The 20,770-nt window shown below is 61.4% G+C and carries 20 protein-coding genes; 7 read left to right on the forward strand and 13 right to left on the reverse strand.

Annotated elements, in window-relative coordinates; all coding sequences use genetic code 11:
• Nucleotides 1-117: 117 nt before the first annotated feature.
• Genes wecB through AC07OP_RS29840 form a run of 4 tightly spaced genes read left to right on the forward strand, consistent with a single transcriptional unit; the run spans nt 118 to nt 3,343 of the window.
• Nucleotides 118-1,221, forward strand: coding sequence for a non-hydrolyzing UDP-N-acetylglucosamine 2-epimerase (gene wecB / locus AC07OP_RS29825; protein ID WP_264674954.1), 1,104 nt, complete (start codon nt 118-120; stop codon nt 1,219-1,221).
• Nucleotides 1,218-2,324, forward strand: a complete 1,107-nt coding sequence (locus AC07OP_RS29830; protein WP_193603552.1) for a glycosyltransferase family protein — start codon at nt 1,218-1,220, stop codon at nt 2,322-2,324. Before wecB ends, AC07OP_RS29830 begins: the two co-directional genes overlap by 4 nt.
• The gene (locus tag AC07OP_RS29835; protein WP_495103100.1) at nt 2,302-2,481 is read left to right on the forward strand and encodes a hypothetical protein; all 180 of its coding nucleotides are present in this window, start codon (nt 2,302-2,304) and stop codon (nt 2,479-2,481) included. The genes AC07OP_RS29830 and AC07OP_RS29835 overlap by 23 nt, the downstream gene beginning before the upstream one ends.
• Nucleotides 2,474-3,343, forward strand: a complete 870-nt coding sequence (locus AC07OP_RS29840) for an SDR family oxidoreductase (protein WP_495103099.1) — start codon at nt 2,474-2,476, stop codon at nt 3,341-3,343. The genes AC07OP_RS29835 and AC07OP_RS29840 overlap by 8 nt, the downstream gene beginning before the upstream one ends.
• On the opposite strand, the gene AC07OP_RS29845 is transcribed toward AC07OP_RS29840, so the two are convergent.
• The 7 genes from AC07OP_RS29845 to AC07OP_RS29875 are packed head-to-tail and all read right to left on the reverse strand — an operon-like array spanning nt 3,344 to nt 12,669.
• The gene (locus tag AC07OP_RS29845; protein WP_495103098.1) at nt 3,344-5,401 is read right to left on the reverse strand and encodes a glycosyltransferase; all 2,058 of its coding nucleotides are present in this window, start codon (nt 5,399-5,401) and stop codon (nt 3,344-3,346) included.
• A 16-nt stretch (nt 5,402-5,417) separates the two neighbouring features.
• Nucleotides 5,418-6,392: a class I SAM-dependent methyltransferase gene (locus tag AC07OP_RS29850; RefSeq protein ID WP_495103097.1), complete on the reverse strand. Its 975-nt coding sequence runs from the start codon at nt 6,390-6,392 to the stop codon at nt 5,418-5,420.
• 19 nt (nt 6,393-6,411) lie between these two features.
• The gene (locus tag AC07OP_RS29855; RefSeq protein ID WP_495103096.1) at nt 6,412-8,568 is read right to left on the reverse strand and encodes a glycosyltransferase; all 2,157 of its coding nucleotides are present in this window, start codon (nt 8,566-8,568) and stop codon (nt 6,412-6,414) included.
• 11 nt (nt 8,569-8,579) lie between these two features.
• The gene (locus AC07OP_RS29860; RefSeq protein ID WP_115486849.1) at nt 8,580-9,284 is read right to left on the reverse strand and encodes a 2OG-Fe(II) oxygenase family protein; all 705 of its coding nucleotides are present in this window, start codon (nt 9,282-9,284) and stop codon (nt 8,580-8,582) included.
• Nucleotides 9,277-10,599 carry a polysaccharide pyruvyl transferase family protein gene (locus AC07OP_RS29865; RefSeq protein WP_495103095.1) on the reverse strand — a complete coding sequence of 441 codons (1,323 nt, stop codon included), beginning with the start codon at nt 10,597-10,599 and terminating at the stop codon, nt 9,277-9,279. The genes AC07OP_RS29860 and AC07OP_RS29865 overlap by 8 nt, the downstream gene beginning before the upstream one ends.
• Complete coding sequence (locus tag AC07OP_RS29870) at nt 10,596-11,864, reverse strand: ABC transporter ATP-binding protein (RefSeq protein WP_495103094.1); 1,269 nt, start codon at nt 11,862-11,864, stop codon at nt 10,596-10,598. Before AC07OP_RS29870 ends, AC07OP_RS29865 begins: the two co-directional genes overlap by 4 nt.
• Nucleotides 11,854-12,669: an ABC transporter permease gene (locus tag AC07OP_RS29875; protein WP_495103093.1), complete on the reverse strand. Its 816-nt coding sequence runs from the start codon at nt 12,667-12,669 to the stop codon at nt 11,854-11,856. Before AC07OP_RS29875 ends, AC07OP_RS29870 begins: the two co-directional genes overlap by 11 nt.
• Nucleotides 12,670-12,925: 256 nt before the next feature.
• On the opposite strand from AC07OP_RS29875, the gene AC07OP_RS29880 reads away from it, so the two are divergent.
• Nucleotides 12,926-13,384 (forward strand): Hsp20 family protein, encoded by a 459-nt coding sequence (locus AC07OP_RS29880; RefSeq protein WP_027603994.1) that lies wholly within the window; start codon nt 12,926-12,928, stop codon nt 13,382-13,384.
• Nucleotides 13,385-13,435: 51 nt separating this feature from the next.
• Here AC07OP_RS29880 and AC07OP_RS29885 read toward each other — a convergent pair whose 3' ends face one another.
• The 5 genes from AC07OP_RS29885 to AC07OP_RS29905 form a co-directional block, all read right to left on the reverse strand.
• On the reverse strand, nt 13,436-13,720 hold the full coding sequence (locus AC07OP_RS29885) for a hypothetical protein (RefSeq protein WP_495103092.1): 285 nt from the start codon (nt 13,718-13,720) through the stop codon (nt 13,436-13,438).
• A gap of 85 nt (nt 13,721-13,805) precedes the next feature.
• The gene (locus AC07OP_RS29890; RefSeq protein WP_495109926.1) at nt 13,806-14,327 is read right to left on the reverse strand and encodes a DUF3800 domain-containing protein; all 522 of its coding nucleotides are present in this window, start codon (nt 14,325-14,327) and stop codon (nt 13,806-13,808) included.
• A 111-nt stretch (nt 14,328-14,438) separates the two neighbouring features.
• Complete coding sequence (locus AC07OP_RS29895; protein WP_146476687.1) at nt 14,439-15,716, reverse strand: cation:dicarboxylate symporter family transporter; 1,278 nt, start codon at nt 15,714-15,716, stop codon at nt 14,439-14,441.
• 95 nt (nt 15,717-15,811) lie between these two features.
• Nucleotides 15,812-17,020, reverse strand: a complete 1,209-nt coding sequence (locus AC07OP_RS29900; RefSeq protein WP_495103090.1) for a pyridoxal phosphate-dependent aminotransferase — start codon at nt 17,018-17,020, stop codon at nt 15,812-15,814.
• Nucleotides 17,021-17,031: 11 nt separating this feature from the next.
• Nucleotides 17,032-17,694: an RraA family protein gene (locus tag AC07OP_RS29905; protein WP_495103089.1), complete on the reverse strand. Its 663-nt coding sequence runs from the start codon at nt 17,692-17,694 to the stop codon at nt 17,032-17,034.
• Between the two features lie 122 nt (nt 17,695-17,816).
• On the opposite strand from AC07OP_RS29905, the gene AC07OP_RS29910 reads away from it, so the two are divergent.
• Complete coding sequence (locus AC07OP_RS29910) at nt 17,817-18,713, forward strand: LysR family transcriptional regulator (protein WP_495103088.1); 897 nt, start codon at nt 17,817-17,819, stop codon at nt 18,711-18,713.
• Nucleotides 18,714-18,725: 12 nt separating this feature from the next.
• Here the strand turns inward: AC07OP_RS29910 and AC07OP_RS29915 are convergent, their stop codons facing one another.
• Complete coding sequence (locus AC07OP_RS29915; protein ID WP_495103087.1) at nt 18,726-19,379, reverse strand: TetR/AcrR family transcriptional regulator; 654 nt, start codon at nt 19,377-19,379, stop codon at nt 18,726-18,728.
• 121 nt (nt 19,380-19,500) lie between these two features.
• Between AC07OP_RS29915 and AC07OP_RS29920 the strand changes: the two genes are divergently transcribed.
• Nucleotides 19,501-20,718 (forward strand): MFS transporter, encoded by a 1,218-nt coding sequence (locus AC07OP_RS29920; protein WP_495103086.1) that lies wholly within the window; start codon nt 19,501-19,503, stop codon nt 20,716-20,718.
• Nucleotides 20,719-20,770: the final 52 nt, after the last annotated feature.

Genomic DNA, 20,770 nt, shown 5'->3' on the forward strand with positions numbered 1-20,770 from the left:
CGGCAGTCCGCATTTAAACCACCACAACACCAAAACAGCACAGCGGAATGTGCGTGAGCGTGGGCCTTGAACGCCTGAGCGTTTCAGCCACTTATCGGATAGGGAAATAGGCTTGACGTGTCGGAAAAAAAAATCCTTTGCGTGGTCGGGACACGTCCCGAAGCTATCAAAATGGCCCCAGTCATTCTGGCCTTGAAACAACAACGTTGGGCCGATGTGCGCGTCGTCGCCACGGCACAACATCGCGGTATGCTGGATCAGGTCCTGGCGTTTTTCGGCATCGAGCCCGACATCGACCTGGACGTCATGCGACCCAATCAGGCCTTGGCCACTCTGACCGGGCAGTTATTGCTCAAGTTGGATGTTGTCCTGCTCGAAGAGCGGCCCGATGCTGTTCTGGTGCAAGGCGATACCACGACCGTGATGGCCAGTGCCCTGGCCTGCTTTTACCGGCGCATACCGGTAGGGCATATTGAAGCCGGCCTGCGCACGTGGGATCTGCAGCATCCATTCCCCGAGGAAGCCAACCGGGTCCTTACCAGTAAATTAGTGCGCTGGCACTTCGCGCCGACGCAAAGCGCTAGGCAAAACCTGCTCAAAGAGGATGTAGCCAGTGCGGATGTTTTCGTCACGGGCAACACGGTGATCGATGCCCTGCTCATGACAGCCGCCAGTGAGGTGGAAATCGGCCTTGATCTGGATCCGAGCAAGCGCCTGGTGCTGGTGACGGTCCATCGTAGGGAGCATTTTGGCGCGCCGTTTCTCGACATCTGCCGAGCGTTGCGCACCCTTGCCGAGAACAATCCTGAGGTTCAGTTTCTTTACCCTGTGCACCCGAACCCGAAGATCCAGGACGTCGCCCAGGCGTGCCTGGCAGGCATGCCGAATTTCAGGCTGTGCGCGCCGCTGGGTTACGCGGCGTTCATTGCCGCCATGAAAGCTGCGTATTTCATCCTGACCGACTCAGGAGGTGTCCAGGAAGAGGCGCCGGCGCTGGGTAAGCCGGTGCTGGTCATGCGTGATGAAACCGAGCGCCCTGAGGCGGTGGAGCAGGGCAGCGTCAAGCTGGTGGGCGCCAACTATGAACGCATCATCGAGCAGGCACAGCGCCTGCTTGACGATGAATCGGCCTACCGTGGCATGGTGCGAGGTGTTTCGCCCTACGGCGATGGGCAGGCTGCCGGGCGTATCGTGAAGGTCCTGCACGAGCACTTTTCTTGACGCGCCTGGTATTTCTCTCGCCGTTGCCCTGGCACAGCTTCGCCCAGCGGCCGCACAAGTTTGTCGATTGGGTGCACAGCCGCACAGGGGCGTCGGTGCTGTGGGTCGATCCTTATCCCACGCGGCTGCCCAGGTGGAGCGATCTCAAGGCGGCTGCGCCCTGCGCGCAAACCAGTCCATCCAGTGGCACGCCGCCATGGCTCACGTTGATCAAGCCTGGCGGTCTACCGATAGAACCTCTACCTGGCTCGGGCTGGGTGAACCGGTTTTGCTGGCGTCACGCATTGAGGCGGATTGATCAATTCACTCACGCCTCCCCAGCCTTGCTCGTGGTCGGCAAGCCCTCGGTCCTGGCACATCTGTTGTTGCAGCGGCTTCGTCACTGCGCGTCCTTGTATGACGCGATGGACGATTTCCCGGCGTTTTATACCGGTCTCTCGCGGTCGGCCCTGGCGCACCGTGAGCGGCTGATTGCCCAGCGCGTGGACGTCATCTGGACGTCGAGTTCCGTGCTCGACGCACAGTGGCGGCGTTATCGCAACGAGGTGTGTCTGGTGCTGAACGGCCTGGACTTGGCGGCGATCTCTGCCGTAAAGCCGGCGCCGATGTCATCGAGTGGAAAGGTTTTTGGTTACGTGGGCACCCTGGCCGCCTGGTTTGACTGGGTCTGGGTGGCGGCTTTGGCTGAAGCCAGGCCCAACGATGAGATTCGTTTGATGGGGCCGATCTTCGGCGCCGCGCCCGGGCACTTGCCGAGCAATGTGGTGGTGTTGCCCGCCGGTAATCATGGCGCCGCGTTGGCCGCCATGGCCGAGTTCGACGTTGGGTTGATTCCTTTCAAAAAGACCCGGCTCACCGCGTCGGTCGATCCGATCAAGTACTACGAATACCGTGGCTTGGCATTGCCGGTGATCTCGACTGACTTCGGCGAGATGCATGGCCGTTCAGGGCTGCCGGGTGTTTTTATCAGTCACTCGCACAGCGATATTGCCGGGCTGGCCGAGGCCGCCTTGCAGTGTGAGCGCAATGCGGACAAAGCCCGTGCATTTGCATTGCAACACTCATGGGAGGCGCGTTTTGATGCTGCCACGCTTCATCCATAGCTGCGACGTAAGCGTCGTTAAGTACAACGTCGGCAAGCTGATCGGCGAGTGCGTGGCGTCGGCCCTCGGGGAAGGCGTTCTACACGTGATTCTGGTGGACAGCGGCTCGTGCGCCGGCAGCCTGGCGTACCAGAATGAGAACCGTGGGTATGTCTGAGGTCACGGTCGGTGTGCTGGGGGCCAGCAGCCTGGTAGGCCACTGCCTGCTTGCGGTGCTTGCGCGCGAACAGTTTAAGGTCGTCGCTTTTTCACGGCAGCCACAGTACGGGCGTGACAGTGACACGGTCAGTTGGCAACAGCTTCCTGAACCGGGTGTAAGCGAGTATGCCGAGTCCATTCCCTACTGGATCTGTGTGGCACCGATTTGGGCGCTGCAGCAGCATTTTGGGTTGTTGCAGGCCTGTGGCGCGCGCAAAGTCGTGGTTTTGTCTTCGACCAGTCGGTGGAGCAAAAGCCACTCCGTCGACCCCGCAGAGCGGCGTCTCGCCAGCCTGCTGGGCGACGCCGAAGCACGTGTTGAGCAATGGGCGCAGGACCATGGGGTGCACTGGTGCATCCTGCGCCCGACCTTGATCTACGACCAGGGCCGCGACAAAAACATCACCGAGATTGCGCGTTTTATTCGCCGCTTCGGCTTTTTTCCGCTGTTGGGCGGCGCGATGGGACTGCGTCAACCCGTGCATGCCGAGGATGTGGCGAGCGCCTGCGTGCGTGCGTTGCAGGCACCCCAGGTGTGCCGTCATGCCTACAACCTCAGCGGTGCAGAAACGCTGCCCTATCGGGAGATGGTCACCCGCGTATTCACGGCGCAGAACCGCCGCCCGCGTTTACTCACGGTGCCGCTCTGGGGGTTCCGGATGACCCTGTTGCTGTTGCGAATGCTGCCGCGCTACCGCCATTGGTCGGCGGCGATGGCGCAGCGCATGAACCAGGACCTGGTGTTCGAGCATACCGAGGCTGCCCGGGATCTTGGCTTCGCGCCCAGGGGATTTTTATTGTCACAAGACGACCAGCTTTAGTTACTCATGTTCATGGGGCACCCACGGGCCCCACTTGGCTTCATAGATCGCCTTGTTGCGCTCGAACAGTGCTTGGCGTTCAGCCCGGTTCATGAGCGCGAACGATGCCGAAAGCTGGTGATGGATAAACACATCGCGGGCGCAGGCGTTCACCAGGACCGCGTGTTCGACCCGTCGGCAGTAGTCGTCATCCTCGAAGAAACCACGGCCGTAGACTTCGTCGAGCGGGCCGATTCGCGTGTAGGTGCTGCGCGGCATCATCACGCAGAAGAACGCCAGGGTCGGCAGCCGGACCACCTCGCCAAGGTGGCGGCAGGTAAAGCGCCGAGCCGCTTGTGGCATGCCTGCGAGGTCGGCGTAGTCGATGTCGATCCTGGCCTGGTTACCGATGTTGTTGGTCACCGGGCCAATCAGGCCAAGCTCGGGATTGCGTTGTAGATGCCGGCGTAAGGTACTCGCCCAGCCGCTGGTGACCTGCGTGTCGTTATTGAGCAGCACCAGGTACTCACCGTTGGCGATCGCCAGGCCCTGGTTGTTCGCGGCGGCGAAACCGCGATTGTCGGTGTTGAGTACGATCGTCTGGCCGCTGCCGGCCGCCCATTGCGAGAGAAATTCAGCGGTGCCGTCACTGGACGCGTTGTCCACCACGATGATTTCCAGTTCAGGCCCCTCGCTGTCGTGCTCGAGGCTGTCCAGGCACGCCCGCGTCAGCGCCAGGTTGTTGTAGGTCACGACGATCACGCTGATGCGTGCCGCGTGGTCGCGGCGTTCGGCCAGGGTGATGAGCGTATCGGCGCGGTGTGTCCAGGTTTGTCGGGCAGCGAATGCCTGACGCTGGGCAATCTGTTCGGTCGTCGCTGGCAGCAATGCCCGCGTGATCGCGGCAATGAACGCCGGGCCGTCGCGGCCAACCTGAACCTGCGAGCCGAATTGCTGCATCTCTGGCAGGTCGACTGAGACCACCGGTTTTCCGGCACTCAGGTATTCGTAGACCTTGACCGGGTTGGTGGCGAGCGTCAGTGCCGTGATATGAAACGGCACAATGCCCACATCGAAGCCATGCAGGTAGTAGGGCAGGGTGGCATAGGGCACTTCGCCGATGAATTCTATGTTCGCATAGCCACGCAATTGCGCCTGCGCGCCCACCGTATCGGCGCCGATCAGCAGCACCACATGCTGTGGAAACGCCTCGGCGATGCGGGCCACGAGCGCCTGGTCGAACCAGTGTGCAATGGCGCCGTAGTAGCCAATCACCACGCGTTGCAAGCGATCCCGGTAGATCGAGGCAGGTGGGGTGCAGAACCGGGTAAAGTCGGCGGCATTGCGCAGGATCGCGCGGGTTTCATTGGCCTGGGCCGGCCATTGCTCGGCCAGCCAGTCGGAGGTGAACAGCCGAACGTCGGCGTTGCGCACCAGCCGTTGCTCCAGGTGCAGGATACCCGGGGCGTTGTCGCCGAAGCCTTGATGATGGTCCATGCAATCGTAGATCAATCGACTGTTGGGTAATTCACCGGCAATGTCACACCAGAAAGGGTGCTGCACCAGTGAAATCACCCGGGCGGAGCCGGCCCATAGGAGTACCTCGCCAATACTGCCGCACAGCTGCCGAACCTGTGTGGCGTCAGGCGCTGCGGCGTAGATCAGCGGTGCACCCCGGGCAAACAGCTTGACCTGGAACAACCGCTGGGTCTGGTCCAGCGACTCGAGTTCAAAGCCGGCCTGGGGGGCGTGTATCAACGAGGCCGAGACGTAGATGACCCGCCGCCCGGTGGCGCTCAGCGCCTGGGCCAGTTGTTGCGGGCGCTGGTGGCGCAAATCCCAATCGATAGCCCCCCAGATAATGTAATCCGCCAGACCGGCCTGTTGTGGCTGAGGCGCCGACGATGGGCTGGCGAAGGTTTCCATCGGTTGCAGGACGCCGCGCAGTGCGCGCACAGCGGGCAGCAGTGCACGTCGGTAGATGACTGCCAGGAGTTTTTTCGCGCTGGCCGGCAACGGCAACTGGTGATACACCGCGCGCCAGCGCTGCCGGCCAGACGGGCGCCGCTCGATCAGCATGGGCGGGGCGACCTCATCAGGACGTTCTCGGCGATGCGGCGACCACCACAAAGTCGCTTTTCAACGTGCCCGACTCGATCAGCCCGTCTTCGATGTCGAACAACATCTGCAGTACCCTGAGGGACTGCGGGTTGTCCGCGGTGAAGTTGCCGGCGATACCGTGCAGCAGAAACTGCAGCAGCGAACCGCCGCAGAGGTTCAGCGCACGCACATCAAAGTGCTCCTGTACCACCTGCAGGATATCTGCCGAACGCACGGCTTCCGACGGGTCGACTTTCACCACCTCGGCGGGGTCGGGCAGTGGCACGACCTGTTGAACCTGGCCGTATGAACCCTTCACGAATGAGCGGCGCAAATGCTCGGGAATCAAGCCGAACGCATGGCTGATGGCCGCGCGTTGCTGGGCATCAAAGGCAAAGTGATTGGCCCCGACATATTCATTGAAAAACAGCCAGCCCCCAGGCTTAAGGCTATGGCGAACCCGCTGGCAGACCACTTCCAGCTCGCGAATATGGTGCAGTGAGCCATTGAACCAGACCGCGTCGTAGTGATTGGCCGGCAGGTCAGTGCGTTCGATATCACACAGGGCGTAATGGATCGTCGACGCGCCCATCGCCAGCGCTTCGGCTCTGGCCACCTCGAGGGCGGCAGGCGCTATATCCACGCCGTCACAGTGCTCGAACGCCTTGAGCCTGTAGAGTTCGCGCTCCAGGGTGCCGGTGCCGCAGCCGATGCTCAGCATCCGTGTGCCTGGCGCCGGGTTGCCGAGAAACTCCTTCAGGCAGTACTGCACCCAGCCCGGATGGCCGCTGCCCGCCGTTGCCTTATGCTGATGACGGCGTTGCACGGTCGGTACCGCCAGCCAATAGACATCCGCAGAAAAGGCGTCGGAGCCGGCCATGTTTTCTGACCAGTGATCCGCCGTGACTTGCTTGTCGGCGCCGATCCCTTCGCGCTTACCGTTGAGTTTGTTCATGATTCGCTTGAGCACGGTGTCTTCCTTTGGTTGGTCAAGGGGTACCCGATTTGCGCTGCGGTTCAGGGCGCGTCCATGTGCCCCATTTGCTTTCAAAGTACGCCTGGTTCTTGTCCCACAGCGCTTGATACTCGCCGCTGGCGATCAGCTTCTTGAAGGACGCCTGCCCGTAGTGGTGGATGAAGGCATCCTCGGCGCACACGGTCCTCAGGCCGGCCGCCTGGATGCGCCGGCTATAGTCATCGTCTTCGAACATGCCGATGCCGAACGCCTCATCCAGCCAACCGATGCGTTCCAGCACCTCGCGGCGCATGGCCACGCAGAACATGGCGAGCATGCTGATATCGAAGCTGCGCCCACGATGCCGCGCGACGTGCTGATCGGCGAAGGCTTCCATGTGTTCGAGGCCGACGTAGTCGACGAGCACTTTCGCTTCGTTGCCTACCGAGTTGGTCATCGGGCCGACCAGGCCGATCTGCGGGTCTTGCAGGTGGCGCAGCAACGGATCGACCCAGCCCTTGGGCACCACGGTATCGTTGTTGAGCAGCACCAGGTATTCCCCGGTCGCCAGGCGCAGCCCCTGGTTATTCGCGGCGGCGAAGCCCAGGTTGCGGTCATTGAGCACCAGGGTGACGTTTGCTTGGGTGCGCCCCAGGTAACGCAGGTAGTTGCGCGTGTCGTCCGAGGACGCATTGTCGACAATGATCAGCTCGTAATCGGGGTACGTGGTGTTGCGCAACAGACTTTGGATACAGCCCTGGGTCAGTTCGACGTTGTTGTAGGTAACGATCACGATCGACACTTTCGGGTGCAAGGACTTCAGCGCACTGAGGTTGGCGTCGAAGCGGTGGCGCCAGTCATTGGCGCTGGCGAGTGCCACGCGCCGGGTAGCGGCCTGGGTATCGGTTTCGTTCAGGGCGCGCTCGATCTGCTCGATAAAGGCCTGCGGTTCGCTGGCGAAATACACGAAATCCGCGTAGATCTGCATTTCTTCCAGCGGCACCGACACCACCGGTTTACCTGCGCTGATGAATTCGTAGAACTTCACCGGGTCGACCGCATGGGTCACGTTATACAGGCGAAACGGGATCAGGCAGACATTGAAGTGGTAGAGGTACAACGGCATCTGTGCATAGGGCTTCCTGCCGAGTAAATGCACATTGGGCAGGCGGTCCAGACCGGCCAGGTCCTTGACGAAAATGTCACCGATCAACACAACGTTCCAGTCCGGCCGCAGCCGGGCGATGCTCGCGATCAAGGGCAAATCGACCCATTCGGCCAGGGCTCCGTAGAAGCCGATCAGCGGCCGCTCGATCTCCGCCATCAAGGGGTTGGGCACACAATTTTGCTCGAAGAACTCGACATCCACGCCATTGCGCAGCAACAGGCAATTGCGGCTCATCGCGGCCCATTTTTCCTGCAGCAGCGCGGCGGTGACCGTCACCAGGTCGGCGTCTCGGACCAGGGTGTGTTCTTCCTCCAGCAACGTCTCGCCGATCCCCGGAAAGCCCACCCAGTCATCCATGCAGTCGTACTGGATTTTCCAGCCGTGGGCGTCGCGCAAGCGATGCGCGAGCGCAGCCCAGAACGCCAGGTGCACCACACTGACTGCGGTTTTTATGCGCCAATCCTTGGCCAGCGCATCAATTGCCTTGGCGTAGGTTTGCAGGTGTTTTTCCGACATGCGCTGGGTGTAGCAGTCCACGAACTCGTCGCGCTGCAATGTCACCTCGAATACCCCGGGCGCCACTTCCAAGGTGCTGTAAGCCAGGCCAGGCTCGGCGCTGCGGGAGGGCACGATGTAGAACACGCGGTAGCCGTGACGGGCGAACTGGCTCATCAACTGCTGGGGGCGCTGGAAGCGGGCGGCCCAGTCGATATTGGCGAAGCAGAGAATGTCGAAGCGCGCCTCTGGTGGCGATAAATCCGCCGATGGCGACAGCGGGTTTTTCAACGCCGTGCGCAACGGCAGATATTGCCCGTGCAGAAAGTCGGGGATGTCGGCGTCGGTGTGGGATGACCGATACCTCAACCAATGCAGCAGCGCCCGTAAGGGCTTGGTGATCCGCCACGAACGGGTATTTTTCAACATGGCGATGTAAGCCAGCGCCGCGTCTCGTTCCCTGATGGCCGCATCGCGTTCCACGTGAGCACTTTCGCGCTCCAGCGTGGCCAGATTGTCCTTGTCCATGGTGCGGTCCTTCACGAAAACGTGGTGTTGTGCTGTTCGCCGTAAGTGTGCAGAGGTGTCGGGTCGTTGGCCGGCCACATCGAGCTGGTAGCGCCGGGGCGGTAGAACGTCACTGTCACGCTGCGCCTGGAAGAACGGCAACCCTCCACCACCCGTGAAACCGCATGCCAGGAAGTGTCGGCGCGCACGAGAATCGCCGAGTTGCCGACCTCGGGCGTCACTTGCGCAACGATATCGGTGGGCCTGGCAGAGCCGAGGATCTGCAGGCAGCCGCCGTCGGCAGGGTCCCAGGTCTGATTGAAGTACAAAATGTGCGTGACCAGTTTGTCATCCAGGTCTGGGTGCGGCCCGAGGTTGGCCCCGGGGCCGTAGTGGAACAGGTTGGCTTCCATGGGAACCTTGGTTACGTCCACCCCGGTCAGCGCGGAGATGGCCTGGCGGTACTGCGGCGAACAGAGGCTATGGGCCAGTGCCAGCCATTGCGGGCTCAAGGCTTGTGGATTGACCACTTCGTGGCTGCCCATGGCGATCAATTGCCGCGCCTCGTATTCGTAGTCCTTGGCCCCGCCGTAGCCGGAGACCGTCTTGAAGTGGTCGTGCGGGTAGGTTTCGGCCAGCGCCTTGGCATCGTCGGGGGTGTAGAGCGCACCGATTTGCGCCCAGGAAAAAGGCACGGTCTGCAGGCGGTGGGCCGTCAGTTTGTTCAGGTCAATCATGTCGAAGGGCTCCCAGCCATTTGTTCAGGGTTCGGCGCAGATGGCGCAACGGCGCCGTCAGCTTGAACGAGTTGGAGCGGTACAGCGTTTCCAGTGCCTGTTGATGTTGCTCGCGTTCGTGTTGCCGCTCGGCGGCCTGGCTTTCGAGGTGTGAGTGCAGGTCTTCGAGAACACCCGGCAAGGCTTGCCAGTAGCGATTGAGCGCGGGCTGCGTGGGCCTGCGACCTTCGCGGATCAACTCGGCCACGCGGTCCCAGTGTGCGTCGATCTGTACCATCGCGTCGGCGGTCACCTGGGATACCGGCTGCTTGCCCAACTGTGCGCGAAACCACTGCGGATCAATCGGCTGGTCTCGGCGTAATTGGAATATTCGCCCATGGCTCGGCAGCGCGGTGTATTTGCCGGTGCCCAGGTCCGCCGAGCAGAAGATCGGCACACCAAAGGCCAGTGCACTGATCGCCAGGTGATAGCTGTGCCCGATCACCCCTTCGGCATGGGCGAGCAGTTCTGCCAGCAGCAGGGGCTCTGGCCAGAAGGGCAGGCGCCGCGAGCGCGCAAGGCCGTCGCCCAGTACGGATTCGTGATCGCCCAGTACCGGCCCTATGGGCAGCAGCAGCAGTTGCACGTCCTCGAACTGCCCGGCATGGGTTCGCCACAGTTGCAGGAAGCTGTCCAACCCCCACATTGCATGCACCACCAGATAGGGTTGGGTCAGGCCGGCGCTGCTGCACAGCTCCAGGAACGGGGCAGAAGGCGATTGAGGGTCGAGCAGGCGTGGCAGGCCAAAGGCCGTGTCGGGAAGCACCTCGACCTGGGCCGCCGGCGACAATTGGGCCAGCGCCGCTTGGGACAGCGCATCGCGTACCCTGATGTGCGGGCTGTGTTCGAGGGTCAGTTGTACCAGTGGTGCGGCCCACGACGGGATGTCATTGCAATGCATGCCCGGTGCATTCCAGATCAATGGGATGCCATGTTGCAGCGCAATCAGCGCGGGTGTCAGCCAGTAGCCGGTAGGGTGGTGAATGGCGGCATCCGGGGGGTAATAACCGCTGGCCACCAGCTTGTCGAAACGCACAATGAAACCACCGCCGATCAACACCCCATCCAACTGACCGACGATGTCCGGCAAACGGGTCAGCGAGGTGACCTCGTACGGCCATTCGGGCGGCGTTTTCCCGTGATAGGAAAACCGGTGCAGCGTTATCGCGCCCAGGCGCCGGGTCAATTCCGCCTCAGCGAGGATGGGAAACAGCAAGTCGCCATAGTTGGCGACATCGAATGTGCCGAAGATCCCGACCTGCCACTCTCGGCTCATTGCAGCACCCCCGGTTCACTCGTGTGAGGGGCAGGACCGGCCTCTATTCCCAGATCGACGAACCCAAGGAATTCCCGGGTGCCCGGCAAGGTGTCGAACGCCAGCAGCGCGACCTGCTTCTCGATGAGCTGCGCGGTTTCTTCGAGGTGGCCGTTCATCAGTTTCAGCGTGATGTGGTACTTGCCCGCCGCAAGGTTGGCGGGGAATCGGACGTTGAGCGTCGCCTTGCGCCAGCCGTCGTGCGTTGCCTCCAGGTGCAGCGGCAGGTTGGCACCGCCGATCACCAGCAGGCGGGCTTCCTGGATCGTCACGCTGAGAGTCGGCAGCTCGATGCTGTCGCGTACCCGGGTTTCGATGCGCAGCTGGATGGTCTCGCCATACACAAAGCTTGAATACAGGCTGTCCGTGTTGGTAAAGCAGGCCGCAACGATATGCCCCTCATCGGTGCCAAAGGCGATGCCAGCCTGTTGGGCAAGGAACGCCTTGGGGGCGACCGCCACCGCGCCGCCGCTGGCCCAGCGACGCTGTTCGTCACGCATCTCCAGCAGGTAGAGTTCGGCCATTTCTTCGGGAGAGCCACTGGCGCGCACCTGGCCTTCGCGCAGGTAAATCACCCGATTGCAAAAGCGTTTGACCATGCCCATGTCATGGGACACGAACAGCAGCGTCGTGCCTTGCTGGGTGAGTGCTTCCAGCCGATTGAGGCACTTGAACTGGAAGGACGCGTCGCCCACTGCCAGGGCTTCATCGACGATCAGGATGTCGGGGTCCACGCACACCGCGACGGCAAAGGCCAGTCGCACCAGCATGCCGCTCGAGTAGGTCTTGGTGGGTTGGTCGATGAAGTCGCCAATATTGGCAAAGTCGGTGATCTGGGCAAAACGGGCATCGATCTCCGCGCGACTGAGCCCCAATACGGCACCGTTCATATAGACGTTTTCACGCCCGGTGAAATCGTGATTGAAGCCCGAGCCCAGCTCCAGCAACGCCGCCACACGGCCATGGCTCTCAATGCTGCCGGAGGTGGCACTGAGCGTGCCGCAGATCAGTTGCAGCAGCGTCGATTTGCCGCTGCCGTTGCGGCCGATGATCCCTACCGTTTCACCCTTGCACAGTTGCAGCGACACATTCCGCAGTGCCCAGAACTCGCGATAGAACTGCTTTTTGCCGCGAGAAAACAGCTGCCACAGGCGATCCCTGGGCGTGTCATAGATGTGATAGCTCTTACTCAGGTGGGCCGTTTGTACGGCGATGTCAGAGCACATCGGCAAATCCTTTGCGGGTTTTCTGGAACCAGGTGAACCCCAGCCAGGCGATACCCCCGGCCACCAGCAGGCCGTAGGCCCAGGTGAAAGGGTCCGGTACCACGCCCCAGAACAGCACGTCCCGGGCCTGTTCGACCACCAGGGTAAGCGGGTTGAGGTGAAGGATGCCCTGGTAGGCTGGCGGAAATGCGCTGGTCGGGTAAAAAATCGCCGAGACAAACATCAATGCCGTGGTCAGCACGCCCACCACCTGGCCGACATCACGCAGGTAAACCCCCAGCGCTGCCAATAGCCAGGTGACTCCCAGTGTGAAGAGCGCCAGCGGCAATAACACCAGGGGCAGCAACACACTGGTCAGGGGCGGCCAGCCGAAAAACACCAAGTGGAAGACCAGCCAGATCACCAGGCTGGCCAGGGTGTGGAACAACACGGCGCCCAGCACCACCCACGGCAGGATCTCGAGGGGGAACACGACTTTCTTGACGTAGTTGGCATTGGCGATGATCAGGCCCGGCGCACGCCCCACGCATTCGGCGAACACGTTGAACACCAGCAGGCCGGCAAACACCAGCAGCGCGAACTCGGTGCGCGAACCGTCGCCTGCGGGCCAGCGCAGCTTGAACATCACGCTGAACACAAAGGTGTAGACCAGCAACATGAATAGCGGGTTAAGGAACGACCACAACAGCCCCATGATGGAGCCTCGATAACGCCCAATCACTTCCCGCTGGACCATGGAAAACAACAACTCTCTATGTCGCCACGGGCTGGAAAACATCCCCGCTCGTGCGTTTGTTTCACTCATGCAGCGATTCCCATAGCCAGTGCGGTGCGCCCATGAGTCTAGTCAACAATTGTCGTTTCGCTATGTGGCGTTGAGTGATTGTTCGACCTGGGGGGATGCTCATTGCGTCAGCCTGTCTGCACGCGATCACAGCAGCGGATAAATTTTTTTGCTGGGGCTGCTTGAAATTTTTCCCCCTGAACCTACTTAGGTTTTACGCGATGCCGAATACGGGTCGCGTGTCAAATCACTTGGAGAAAACTCAGGAGATTTTGCAATGGCTACTACTCTTTCGTTGGCCCCACTGTTCCGTCATTCCGTCGGCTTTGACCGCTTCAACGACCTTTTTGAATCGGCGCTTCGCAGCGAGGCCGGTACCACCTACCCACCTCACAACGTCGAAAAGCACGGTGAAGATCACTACCGGATCGTCATCGCGGCGGCAGGCCTGGTGGAGGATGACCTGGAAATCCAGGTGGAAAAAGGCGTGTTGACCGTCGCCGGCGGCAAGCGCGAACACGATGAGGGCATCACCTACCTGCACCAGGGCATCGCCCAGCGCGCGTTCCGTTTGTCGTTCCGCCTGGTCGACCACATTGAAGTGCAGGGCGCACAACTCGCCAACGGGTTGCTGAGCATCGACCTGCTCAGGGTGGTACCGGAGGAAGCCAAGCCTAAGCGCATTGCGATTGGCGGTGCAGCCAAGGCCGAGGTGAAATCCATCAGCGAGCAGTAAGGCTGGAATGAATAAAGGCGCTCTTCGGAGCGCCTTTATTGGACCCAATGATTAACAGTCATTTGCTGATAACTGAGCGACTACTTTTGTAACCTTTGCTGCTTTCTTATGATCCAAACCGCTGCAAGGTAGGGCAACGTTGGCGATGCGCGTTGCGAAATAGGTGTCAAATAGCTCCCAGTCGTCGAACTCTTCTGGCGCGACGGCATAGGTCGTCAACCGACCAATCAGTCCACACAGCCAGTCAGCGCACTGTAACGTTTGAAAAAGATAGCTTTCACCTTGAAGCGGCGGCTCAATTAATGTGCGGCATTTCTCCGAAGCGTCTTCAAACATTGCCAGCGTGCACGCTTCAACGTTTCTTTCACGCCATTCATTTCCTGCTTTTTGTTCATCCAGCAGAACGATGAAAGAGGCGTTGTTAAAGTGCAGAAGCGATCAATCTTGCGGATGGACTGTACCAACACCCGCTGGAATGTTTCGGTCGAGTTGTGTTTCGTGGGCTCAGTAGGTTTGTGTTCTCCCGTGTAAAAAACGTACCACCGATTTTCTGAATATGGTTCAGTAAACGGAACGAAGACCTTCTCAGCTCCCTATATTTGCTTACATTGGCCACTGTAAAAAGCGCAGAACCTTTCTTTTCCCAATGATAGGCGGGTAAGTGTTCAGGGTTTTTGTGCTCCAGATCCCAAGCAAGTAACTGACATTTGAGTTTGTAGAAATAGATTGCGAACTCACGCACTTCATTGGCGGGAAGCAGCATACCGCCGAGCCCGAATACAGGGCTGGTTTTGTACATTGAGTGTTTTCGTGAGACGTACTGGCCTACATGGCCAAACTCATCCAGATAAGCAATGTATTGCACCAAATGTGATTTCCCCAGCCGTGAAAAACACGAAAGCCCGCGCGATTTCTCGCAACGGGCCTCGGAAGGTGGGCACATGGTTTCCCATATGCGTTGGGGGGAATTTAGCGGAAAAATACTGCTGGTTCCAACCGGATTGGGGGAATCAGGCAGATCCTACACATCATCAGGAAACGACTGGGCCTCTCTTCAGTGCAAAGGAATAGTGTCGCCGCCCGACTCATGCCCCGCCCGCCCCTCACGCCCCTCCCACTTGGCAATCACCAACGGCGCCAAGGCATTGCCCAGCACATTCAGCGCGGTGGTCGGCATCTCCATCAAGCGATACACCCCGGCGATAAACGCGATGCCTTCCAGCGGCAAACCCGCGCTGGCCAGGGTGGCCGAGAGGATCACGAACATGAATCCCGGTACTCCGGCAGCCCCCTTGGAGGTGAGCACCATGGTCACCACCAGCAAGGCCTGATCGCCCAGGCTCAGGTCGATGCCGTACAACTGCGCGACGAACAGGGTGCCGATGCCGAGGAACAGGGAAGCGCCGTCGAGGTTGAACGAGTAACCCACCGGCACCACAAAGCTCACCAGCGAAGGAGGCACGCCGTAGGTTTCGAGTTTTTTCATCAGTTGCGGCATCACCGCCGCCGAGCTGGCGGTGGAGAAGGCCAGCACCAGTTCATCCTTGATATGGCGCATCAGCGCGAACAGGTTGATCCCGCACACGCGCGCCACCAGGTTGAGCACCACCAGTACGAAGAAGGCGATGGCCACATAGCTGACCATGATCAGCTTGGCCAGCGGCAGCAATGAGCTGAAGCCGAAGTTGGCCACGGTCACGGCGATCATGCCGAACACGCCGATGGGCGAGTAGGCCATGATCATCGAGGTGACCTTGAACATCGCGTCGCTGACGCCGCGCAACAGCGCGATGACCGGGTCCTTGCGCTCGGCGGGCAGGCGCGCCACGCCCAGGCCGAACATCACCGCAAAAAACAGCACCGACAACAGGCTGCCCTGGGCCATGGCGTTGACCACGTTGTCGGGGATGATGCCGACAATGATTTGCCCCAGGCTATGACCGGCGCCGTTGCTGGTGGGCAGGGTGATATTCGCCGCGTGCAGGCTGGACAGTTCAGTGCCGGCGCCGGGCTTGAGCAGGTTGCCCATGACCAGGCCGATGATGATCGCCAGGGTGGTGATGCAGAAAAAATAGCTAAGGGATTTCACCCCGATACGCCCCAGGGATTTGCCGTCACCGTGGCCGGCAATGCCCACCACCATGCAGGCAAACACGATGGGCACCACGATCATTTTCATCAGCTTGATAAAGATATCGCCCGCCGGTTGCAGGAGATTGTCCACCAGCCACGGCCGGGATTCGGGAAAGCGGTGCAGCAGGGCACCAATGGCGATACCGGCGAGCAAGCCGATCATGATTTGCCAGACCAGCGCGATACGGGGCGTGTGCATGGGAATGCCTCATTTGAGATCAATGATTTTTAAGTTGTTGTTCTAGGCAGTCAAAAGGCGGCCGTCCGCTGGTCGCCGGGTGTTACGGGTGGCCGTCAGCGCAGGTCGTGGCATGCGTCTTTGAGGCGACGGCACCCTTCTTCGATCACGTCCAGGGCGCTTGCGAACGACAGGCGCACATACGGCGACATGCCGTAGGCCGCGCCGCTGACCGTGGCCAGGCCGTAGTCGCGCAGCAGGTAGTCCACCAGTTGGGTGTCGCTGTCGAGGCGATCACCCTGGGGGGTGAGCTTGCCCATCAGGCCGCTGACGTTGGCGAACACATAGAACGCGCCATCGGGCGGGATGATGCCCAGTCCTGGAATACCAGCCAGTCGCTCCAGCATCAGTGCACGACGCTGCCGGTATTCCCCGCGCATGGCGGCGATAGGTGCCTGATCACCCGCAAACGCGGCCACCGCTGCCGCCTGGCTCAACGAGCTGGGGCAGGTGGTGGTCTGTGACAGCAACTTGGCGATGGCCGCGATCAACCACGCCGGCCCGGCACCAAAACCCAGGCGCCAACCGGTCATCGCATAACCCTTGGACGCGCCGTTGACGATCAGCGTGCGTGGCTTGAGGTCGGGCGCCAGGCGTGTCAACGGCACATGCCGGGCGTCGCCGTAGACGAAGTGCTCGTAGATCTCATCGGCCATGACCAGCACGTGGGGATGACCCCGCAACACCTGCGCCAGGGCCAGCAGCTCGGCTTCGCTGTAGACCGCGCCGCTGGGGTTGTTCGGGCTGTTGAGGATCACCCATTTGGTGCGTGGGGTGATCGCCTCTTCGAGGGCGGCGGGCGACAGCTTGAAACCCAGGCGTTCATCGCCCGGGATGATCACCGGCGTGGCGTCGTTGAGCCGCGCGATGTCCGGGTACGACACCCAATACGGCGTGTGCACGATGACTTCATCGCCGCGATTCAAGGTGGCGGCCAGGGCGTGATAAATGATGTGCTTGCCGCCGCAGCCGGCAACGACTTCATCCAGGCCATACACCAGATCATTGTCGCGCTGCAGTTTCAGGCAGATGGCCTGGCGCAGCGCGAGGGTGCCGGTGGTGGCCGTGTAATGGGTGTCACCGCTGTGCATCGCCAGGCTGGCGGCCTCGAGAATGTGCGCCGGGGTGTCGAAGTCCGGCTCGCCCACGGTGAAGTTGACGATGTCGCGGCCCTGGGCGCGCAACTCGGTGACCAGGGCGTTGGCGGCGATGCTGGGGGAGGGTGCGATGCCCAGGACGCGGTCCGACAAAAATGCAGTGCTCATCTCGGACTCCTTCACGCCAGGCCGGCGTTGTTGAGGGCCTTGTCGATCCAGCTCTGGCGCACCGCACCGCTGGCGATCTCTGCCTTGACCGCTTCTTCGTGCTCGGCATGTTGTGCAGCGCGGCGCAGTACCTCGGCGGCATCGGCCTGGGAGAACGCGACCAGGCCGTCTTCATCGCCCACCAGCAGGTCGCCGGGGTTGACCACCATGCCGCCGATGGACACCGGCACGTTCACTTCGCCGGGGCCGGTCTTGTACGGGCCGGTATGCACCACGGCGCGGGCGTAGCACGGGGTGTCCTCGAAGCTGGCGACATCGCGAATCGCGCCGTCGATCACAAACCCCACGCAACCGCGCTGTTGGGCATACAGCTTGATCAACTCGCCGATCACCGCGTTGTTGGTGTCGCCCTGGCCGTCCACCACCAGCACATGGCCGGGTTGCAGCAGGGTCATGGCCTTGTAGATCAGCAGGTTGTCTCCGGGGCGGGTCTTGACCGTGATCGCCGTGCCCACCAGCTTGCCGCTGCGGTTGTAGCGGGTCAGGCCACGGGCGCCGATATGACGGCCGAGGTTGTCGCTGATATGCGGGGTGACGACATGGGCAAACGCCTCGACCAGTTCGGCCGGCGCCATGGGCGCGTTGGGAAGGATGCGTGAACCGGGCAAGGACATGGCAAATCTCCATAATTGTTGGATAGCGATGGGCTATGGCCGGATCTTAGGAGTGATGACGGGAGAGTTTTAGCGATATTTTATGATGTGATAGCATCGCTTTTTCTCATGAGTTGGTCGCCATGATCACCTTCAAGCAAATCGATGCGCTGTACTGGATCGCCGAACTCGGCAGCTTCGAAGCGGCGGCAAACAAGCTGAACATGTCTCAGTCGGCCATCTCCAAGCGCATCCAGGAGCTGGAAGACACCTTCGACGTCGAGATTTTCGACCGCAGCAAGCGCAACGCCCGGCTGACGGAGAAGGGCGGTGAGCTGCTCGACTATGCCCGCGACCTGCTCAACAGCCGCGACCAACTGCTCGAACGGGTCAGCGCCCGCGAGGTGCTGGTGCGCCGTTTTCGCCTCGGCGTCACCGAACTCACCGCCTTGACCTGGCTGCCGGGGCTGGTGGAAGCGTTGCGCCAGGCCTACCCCAAGGTGCAGATCGAACCGTCAGTGGAACTGAGCAGCGAACTGTTTCGCAAGCTGGAAAGCGACCAGCTCGACCTGGTGATTGTGCCGGACGTCTACAGCGACCCACGCTTCCACAGCACCGTCCTGCATAGCGTGGAAAACGCCTGGATCTGCGCGCCTGGCCTGATCCCCCATCCCGACCCCGTCAGCCTGGAAGTGCTGGCCGACTACACCGTGCTGACCCAGGGTTCGCAGTCGGGCACCGGCCTGATCTACGAGCGTTGGCTGGCCGCGCACAATGTGCAGATGCCGCGCACCCTCACCAGCCATAACCTGCTGGTGCAGGTGGGGTTGGCGCTGTCGGGGATCGGCGTGAGTTATTTGCCCAAGGCGTGTCTGTCGCACTTGATCGAGCAGGGGGCGTTGCGTGCGCTGATTACACAGCCGCAGTTGCCGAGTATCCAGTATGTGGCATTGCACCGGCTGGACCGGCAATTCGGCCTGAACCAGGACGTGGCGCGGATGGCGCAGGCGTGCTGCGATTTTTCGCGGTTGCTGTTCTAGTCGGCTCGTAGGTTATGGTTTTTTTGCTGCAGGGCTGTGAGGACTGGGCGGTGCGATAGACGCCGCAACATCCCAGCTCATCAGCAACTGGCTGATCGCCGCGTCGAGGGTGGCATGGGGCACGTTGTCCCGCGCCAAGATCGACACCCCCTGCAAAAAACTGTCAAACACACTCGCCATCACCGCTGGCTGGGTCTGCTGCGGCAACTGGCCCAGGCGAATCGCGCGCTCCACACACGCCACAATCCCGGCCCGGGTGCGCAGGCGAGATTGGGTCAATGCATCGGCCACCCGCGCATTCTCCGGGCTGGGCGCACTCATCACGCCCAGCGCCACCATGCAGCCTTTGGGGTGCCCCTCTTCACACTGCATGCGCGCCGATTGGCGCAGCGCGGTTTCGACGGCCTGGCGCGGGGGCAAGGTGTCGTCCCACAGGCATTCGGTGACCTGGGCGTAGGTCGCCAGGTAGCGCTGCACGCACTCGTCGAACAACGCCTCCTTGGAGCCGAACGCCGCGTAGAAGCTCGGCGCGGAAATCCCGCCACCCAAACCCGCCTTGAGCTGGGCCAGGGAGGTGGCGTCGTAGCCATGCTGCCAGAACAGGTGCAGGGCCTGTTCCACGGCGTGTTCGCGGTCGAAGGTGCGGGGGCGGCCCATTTGTGCCATGTCAGGTCTCCAGTGGGAAAACGAGATAAATACTAGTCGATACATAAGTCGTTGACAACGCGCATTGGCTGTCTGCAATATTTATATCGATCAGTATCTAAGTCAGCCCAAGGAGTTTCCCGTGACCCCCTCACTCAGCTTATCGGCCTCATCCGAGCGCCTGCCCATCGGTGCCTTGCTCGCCCTGGCGATGACCGGCTTCATCTGTATCGTCACCGAAACCCTGCCCGCCGGCCTGTTGCCGTTGATCAGCGACGGCCTGGCGATTTCGCCGTCGATGGCCGGGCAGATGGTCACCGCGTATGCGCTGGGCTCCGTGCTGGCGGTGATCCCCATGACCATCGCCACCCGTGGCTGGCGCCGGCGCAATGTGCTGCTGCTGACCATCGTCGGTTTCCTGCTGTTCAACTCGATCACTGCGTTGTCGTCCCACTATGGCGTGACGCTGGTGGCGCGCTTCTTTGCCGGGGTGGCGGCGGGGTTGGCCTGGAGCCTACTGGCCGGTTACGCCCGGCGCATGGTTGCGCCCCACCAACAGGGCAAGGCACTGGCGCTGGCGATGGTCGGCACGCCGATTGCGCTGTCGTTGGGGGTGCCGTTGGGTACCTGGCTCGGTGGCCTGGTGGGCTGGCGCACCACCTTCGGCCTGATGTCGGCCGTGAGCCTGATACTGATCGCCTGGGTGCTGGTAAAAGTCCCGGACTACGCGCCGCAGCCCGCCCATCAACGCCTGTCGCTGGGCAAGGTGCTGACCACGCCGGGGGTGCGCCCTGTGCTGGCGGTGGTGATCAGTTGGATGCTGGCGCATAACATTCTGTACACCTACATCGCACCGTTCGTGGCGCCTGCGGGGTTGGCGGAGCGCGTGGACCTGGTGTTGCTGGTCTTCGGGATCGCTGCGTTGGCGGGGATTTGGATCACGGCCAGATTGGTCGAGCCGTTATTGCGCAACACCGTGCTGGCAAGCCTGGCGAGCTTTGCGCTCATCAGCCTGGTGTTCGGCTTACTGGGAACGATGCCGCAGGTGATTTACCTCGGCGTGGCGGTCTGGGGCCTGAGCTTCGGCGGCGCCGCGACCTTGCTGCAAACCGCCCTGGCGGATGCGGCGGGGGACGGCGCGGATGTGGCGTTGTCGCTGAACGTGGTGGCGTGGAACAGCGCGATTGCTGGCAGCGGCGTAGTCGGTGGCGTGCTGCTGGACACCTGGGGCGTGGGCGCATTTGCGTGGGCGATGCTGCTGTTGGTGGCCGTGGCGTTTGCCGTTGCCTGGGTGGCCAGCGCCCATGGCTTCAAACCGGGCGCGCGGGGTGCGGGAAAACCGGCGTCGCTCGGGCACTAATCTGACATCTGCTAGTCCATAATCCTCGAAATATCATTCACTTGGCTCCGTA

This window comes from Pseudomonas sp. GW821-FHT09D08 (assembly GCF_059416305.1).

What these genes read in the sequence shown, in the direction of transcription:
- AC07OP_RS29835 (WP_495103100.1), top strand. Translation starts at nt 2,302, where the DNA reads ATGCTGCCACGCTTCATCCATAGCTGCGACGTAAGCGTCGTTAAGTAC.
- AC07OP_RS29880 (WP_027603994.1), top strand. Translation starts at nt 12,926, where the DNA reads ATGGCTACTACTCTTTCGTTGGCCCCACTGTTCCGTCATTCCGTCGGC.
- AC07OP_RS29885 (WP_495103092.1), bottom strand. Translation starts at nt 13,720, where the DNA reads ATGTTTGAAGACGCTTCGGAGAAATGCCGCACATTAATTGAGCCGCCG.
- AC07OP_RS29900 (WP_495103090.1), bottom strand. Translation starts at nt 17,020, where the DNA reads ATGAGCACTGCATTTTTGTCGGACCGCGTCCTGGGCATCGCACCCTCC.
- AC07OP_RS29845 (WP_495103098.1), bottom strand. Translation starts at nt 5,401, where the DNA reads ATGCTGATCGAGCGGCGCCCGTCTGGCCGGCAGCGCTGGCGCGCGGTG.
- AC07OP_RS29895 (WP_146476687.1), bottom strand. Translation starts at nt 15,716, where the DNA reads ATGCACACGCCCCGTATCGCGCTGGTCTGGCAAATCATGATCGGCTTG.
- AC07OP_RS29865 (WP_495103095.1), bottom strand. Translation starts at nt 10,599, where the DNA reads ATGAGCCGAGAGTGGCAGGTCGGGATCTTCGGCACATTCGATGTCGCC.
- AC07OP_RS29840 (WP_495103099.1), top strand. Translation starts at nt 2,474, where the DNA reads ATGTCTGAGGTCACGGTCGGTGTGCTGGGGGCCAGCAGCCTGGTAGGC.
- AC07OP_RS29890 (WP_495109926.1), bottom strand. Translation starts at nt 14,327, where the DNA reads ATGTGCCCACCTTCCGAGGCCCGTTGCGAGAAATCGCGCGGGCTTTCG.
- AC07OP_RS29905 (WP_495103089.1), bottom strand. Translation starts at nt 17,694, where the DNA reads ATGTCCTTGCCCGGTTCACGCATCCTTCCCAACGCGCCCATGGCGCCG.
- AC07OP_RS29910 (WP_495103088.1), top strand. Translation starts at nt 17,817, where the DNA reads ATGATCACCTTCAAGCAAATCGATGCGCTGTACTGGATCGCCGAACTC.
- AC07OP_RS29875 (WP_495103093.1), bottom strand. Translation starts at nt 12,669, where the DNA reads ATGAGTGAAACAAACGCACGAGCGGGGATGTTTTCCAGCCCGTGGCGA.
- AC07OP_RS29870 (WP_495103094.1), bottom strand. Translation starts at nt 11,864, where the DNA reads ATGTGCTCTGACATCGCCGTACAAACGGCCCACCTGAGTAAGAGCTAT.
- AC07OP_RS29855 (WP_495103096.1), bottom strand. Translation starts at nt 8,568, where the DNA reads ATGGACAAGGACAATCTGGCCACGCTGGAGCGCGAAAGTGCTCACGTG.
- AC07OP_RS29860 (WP_115486849.1), bottom strand. Translation starts at nt 9,284, where the DNA reads ATGATTGACCTGAACAAACTGACGGCCCACCGCCTGCAGACCGTGCCT.
- AC07OP_RS29915 (WP_495103087.1), bottom strand. Translation starts at nt 19,379, where the DNA reads ATGGCACAAATGGGCCGCCCCCGCACCTTCGACCGCGAACACGCCGTG.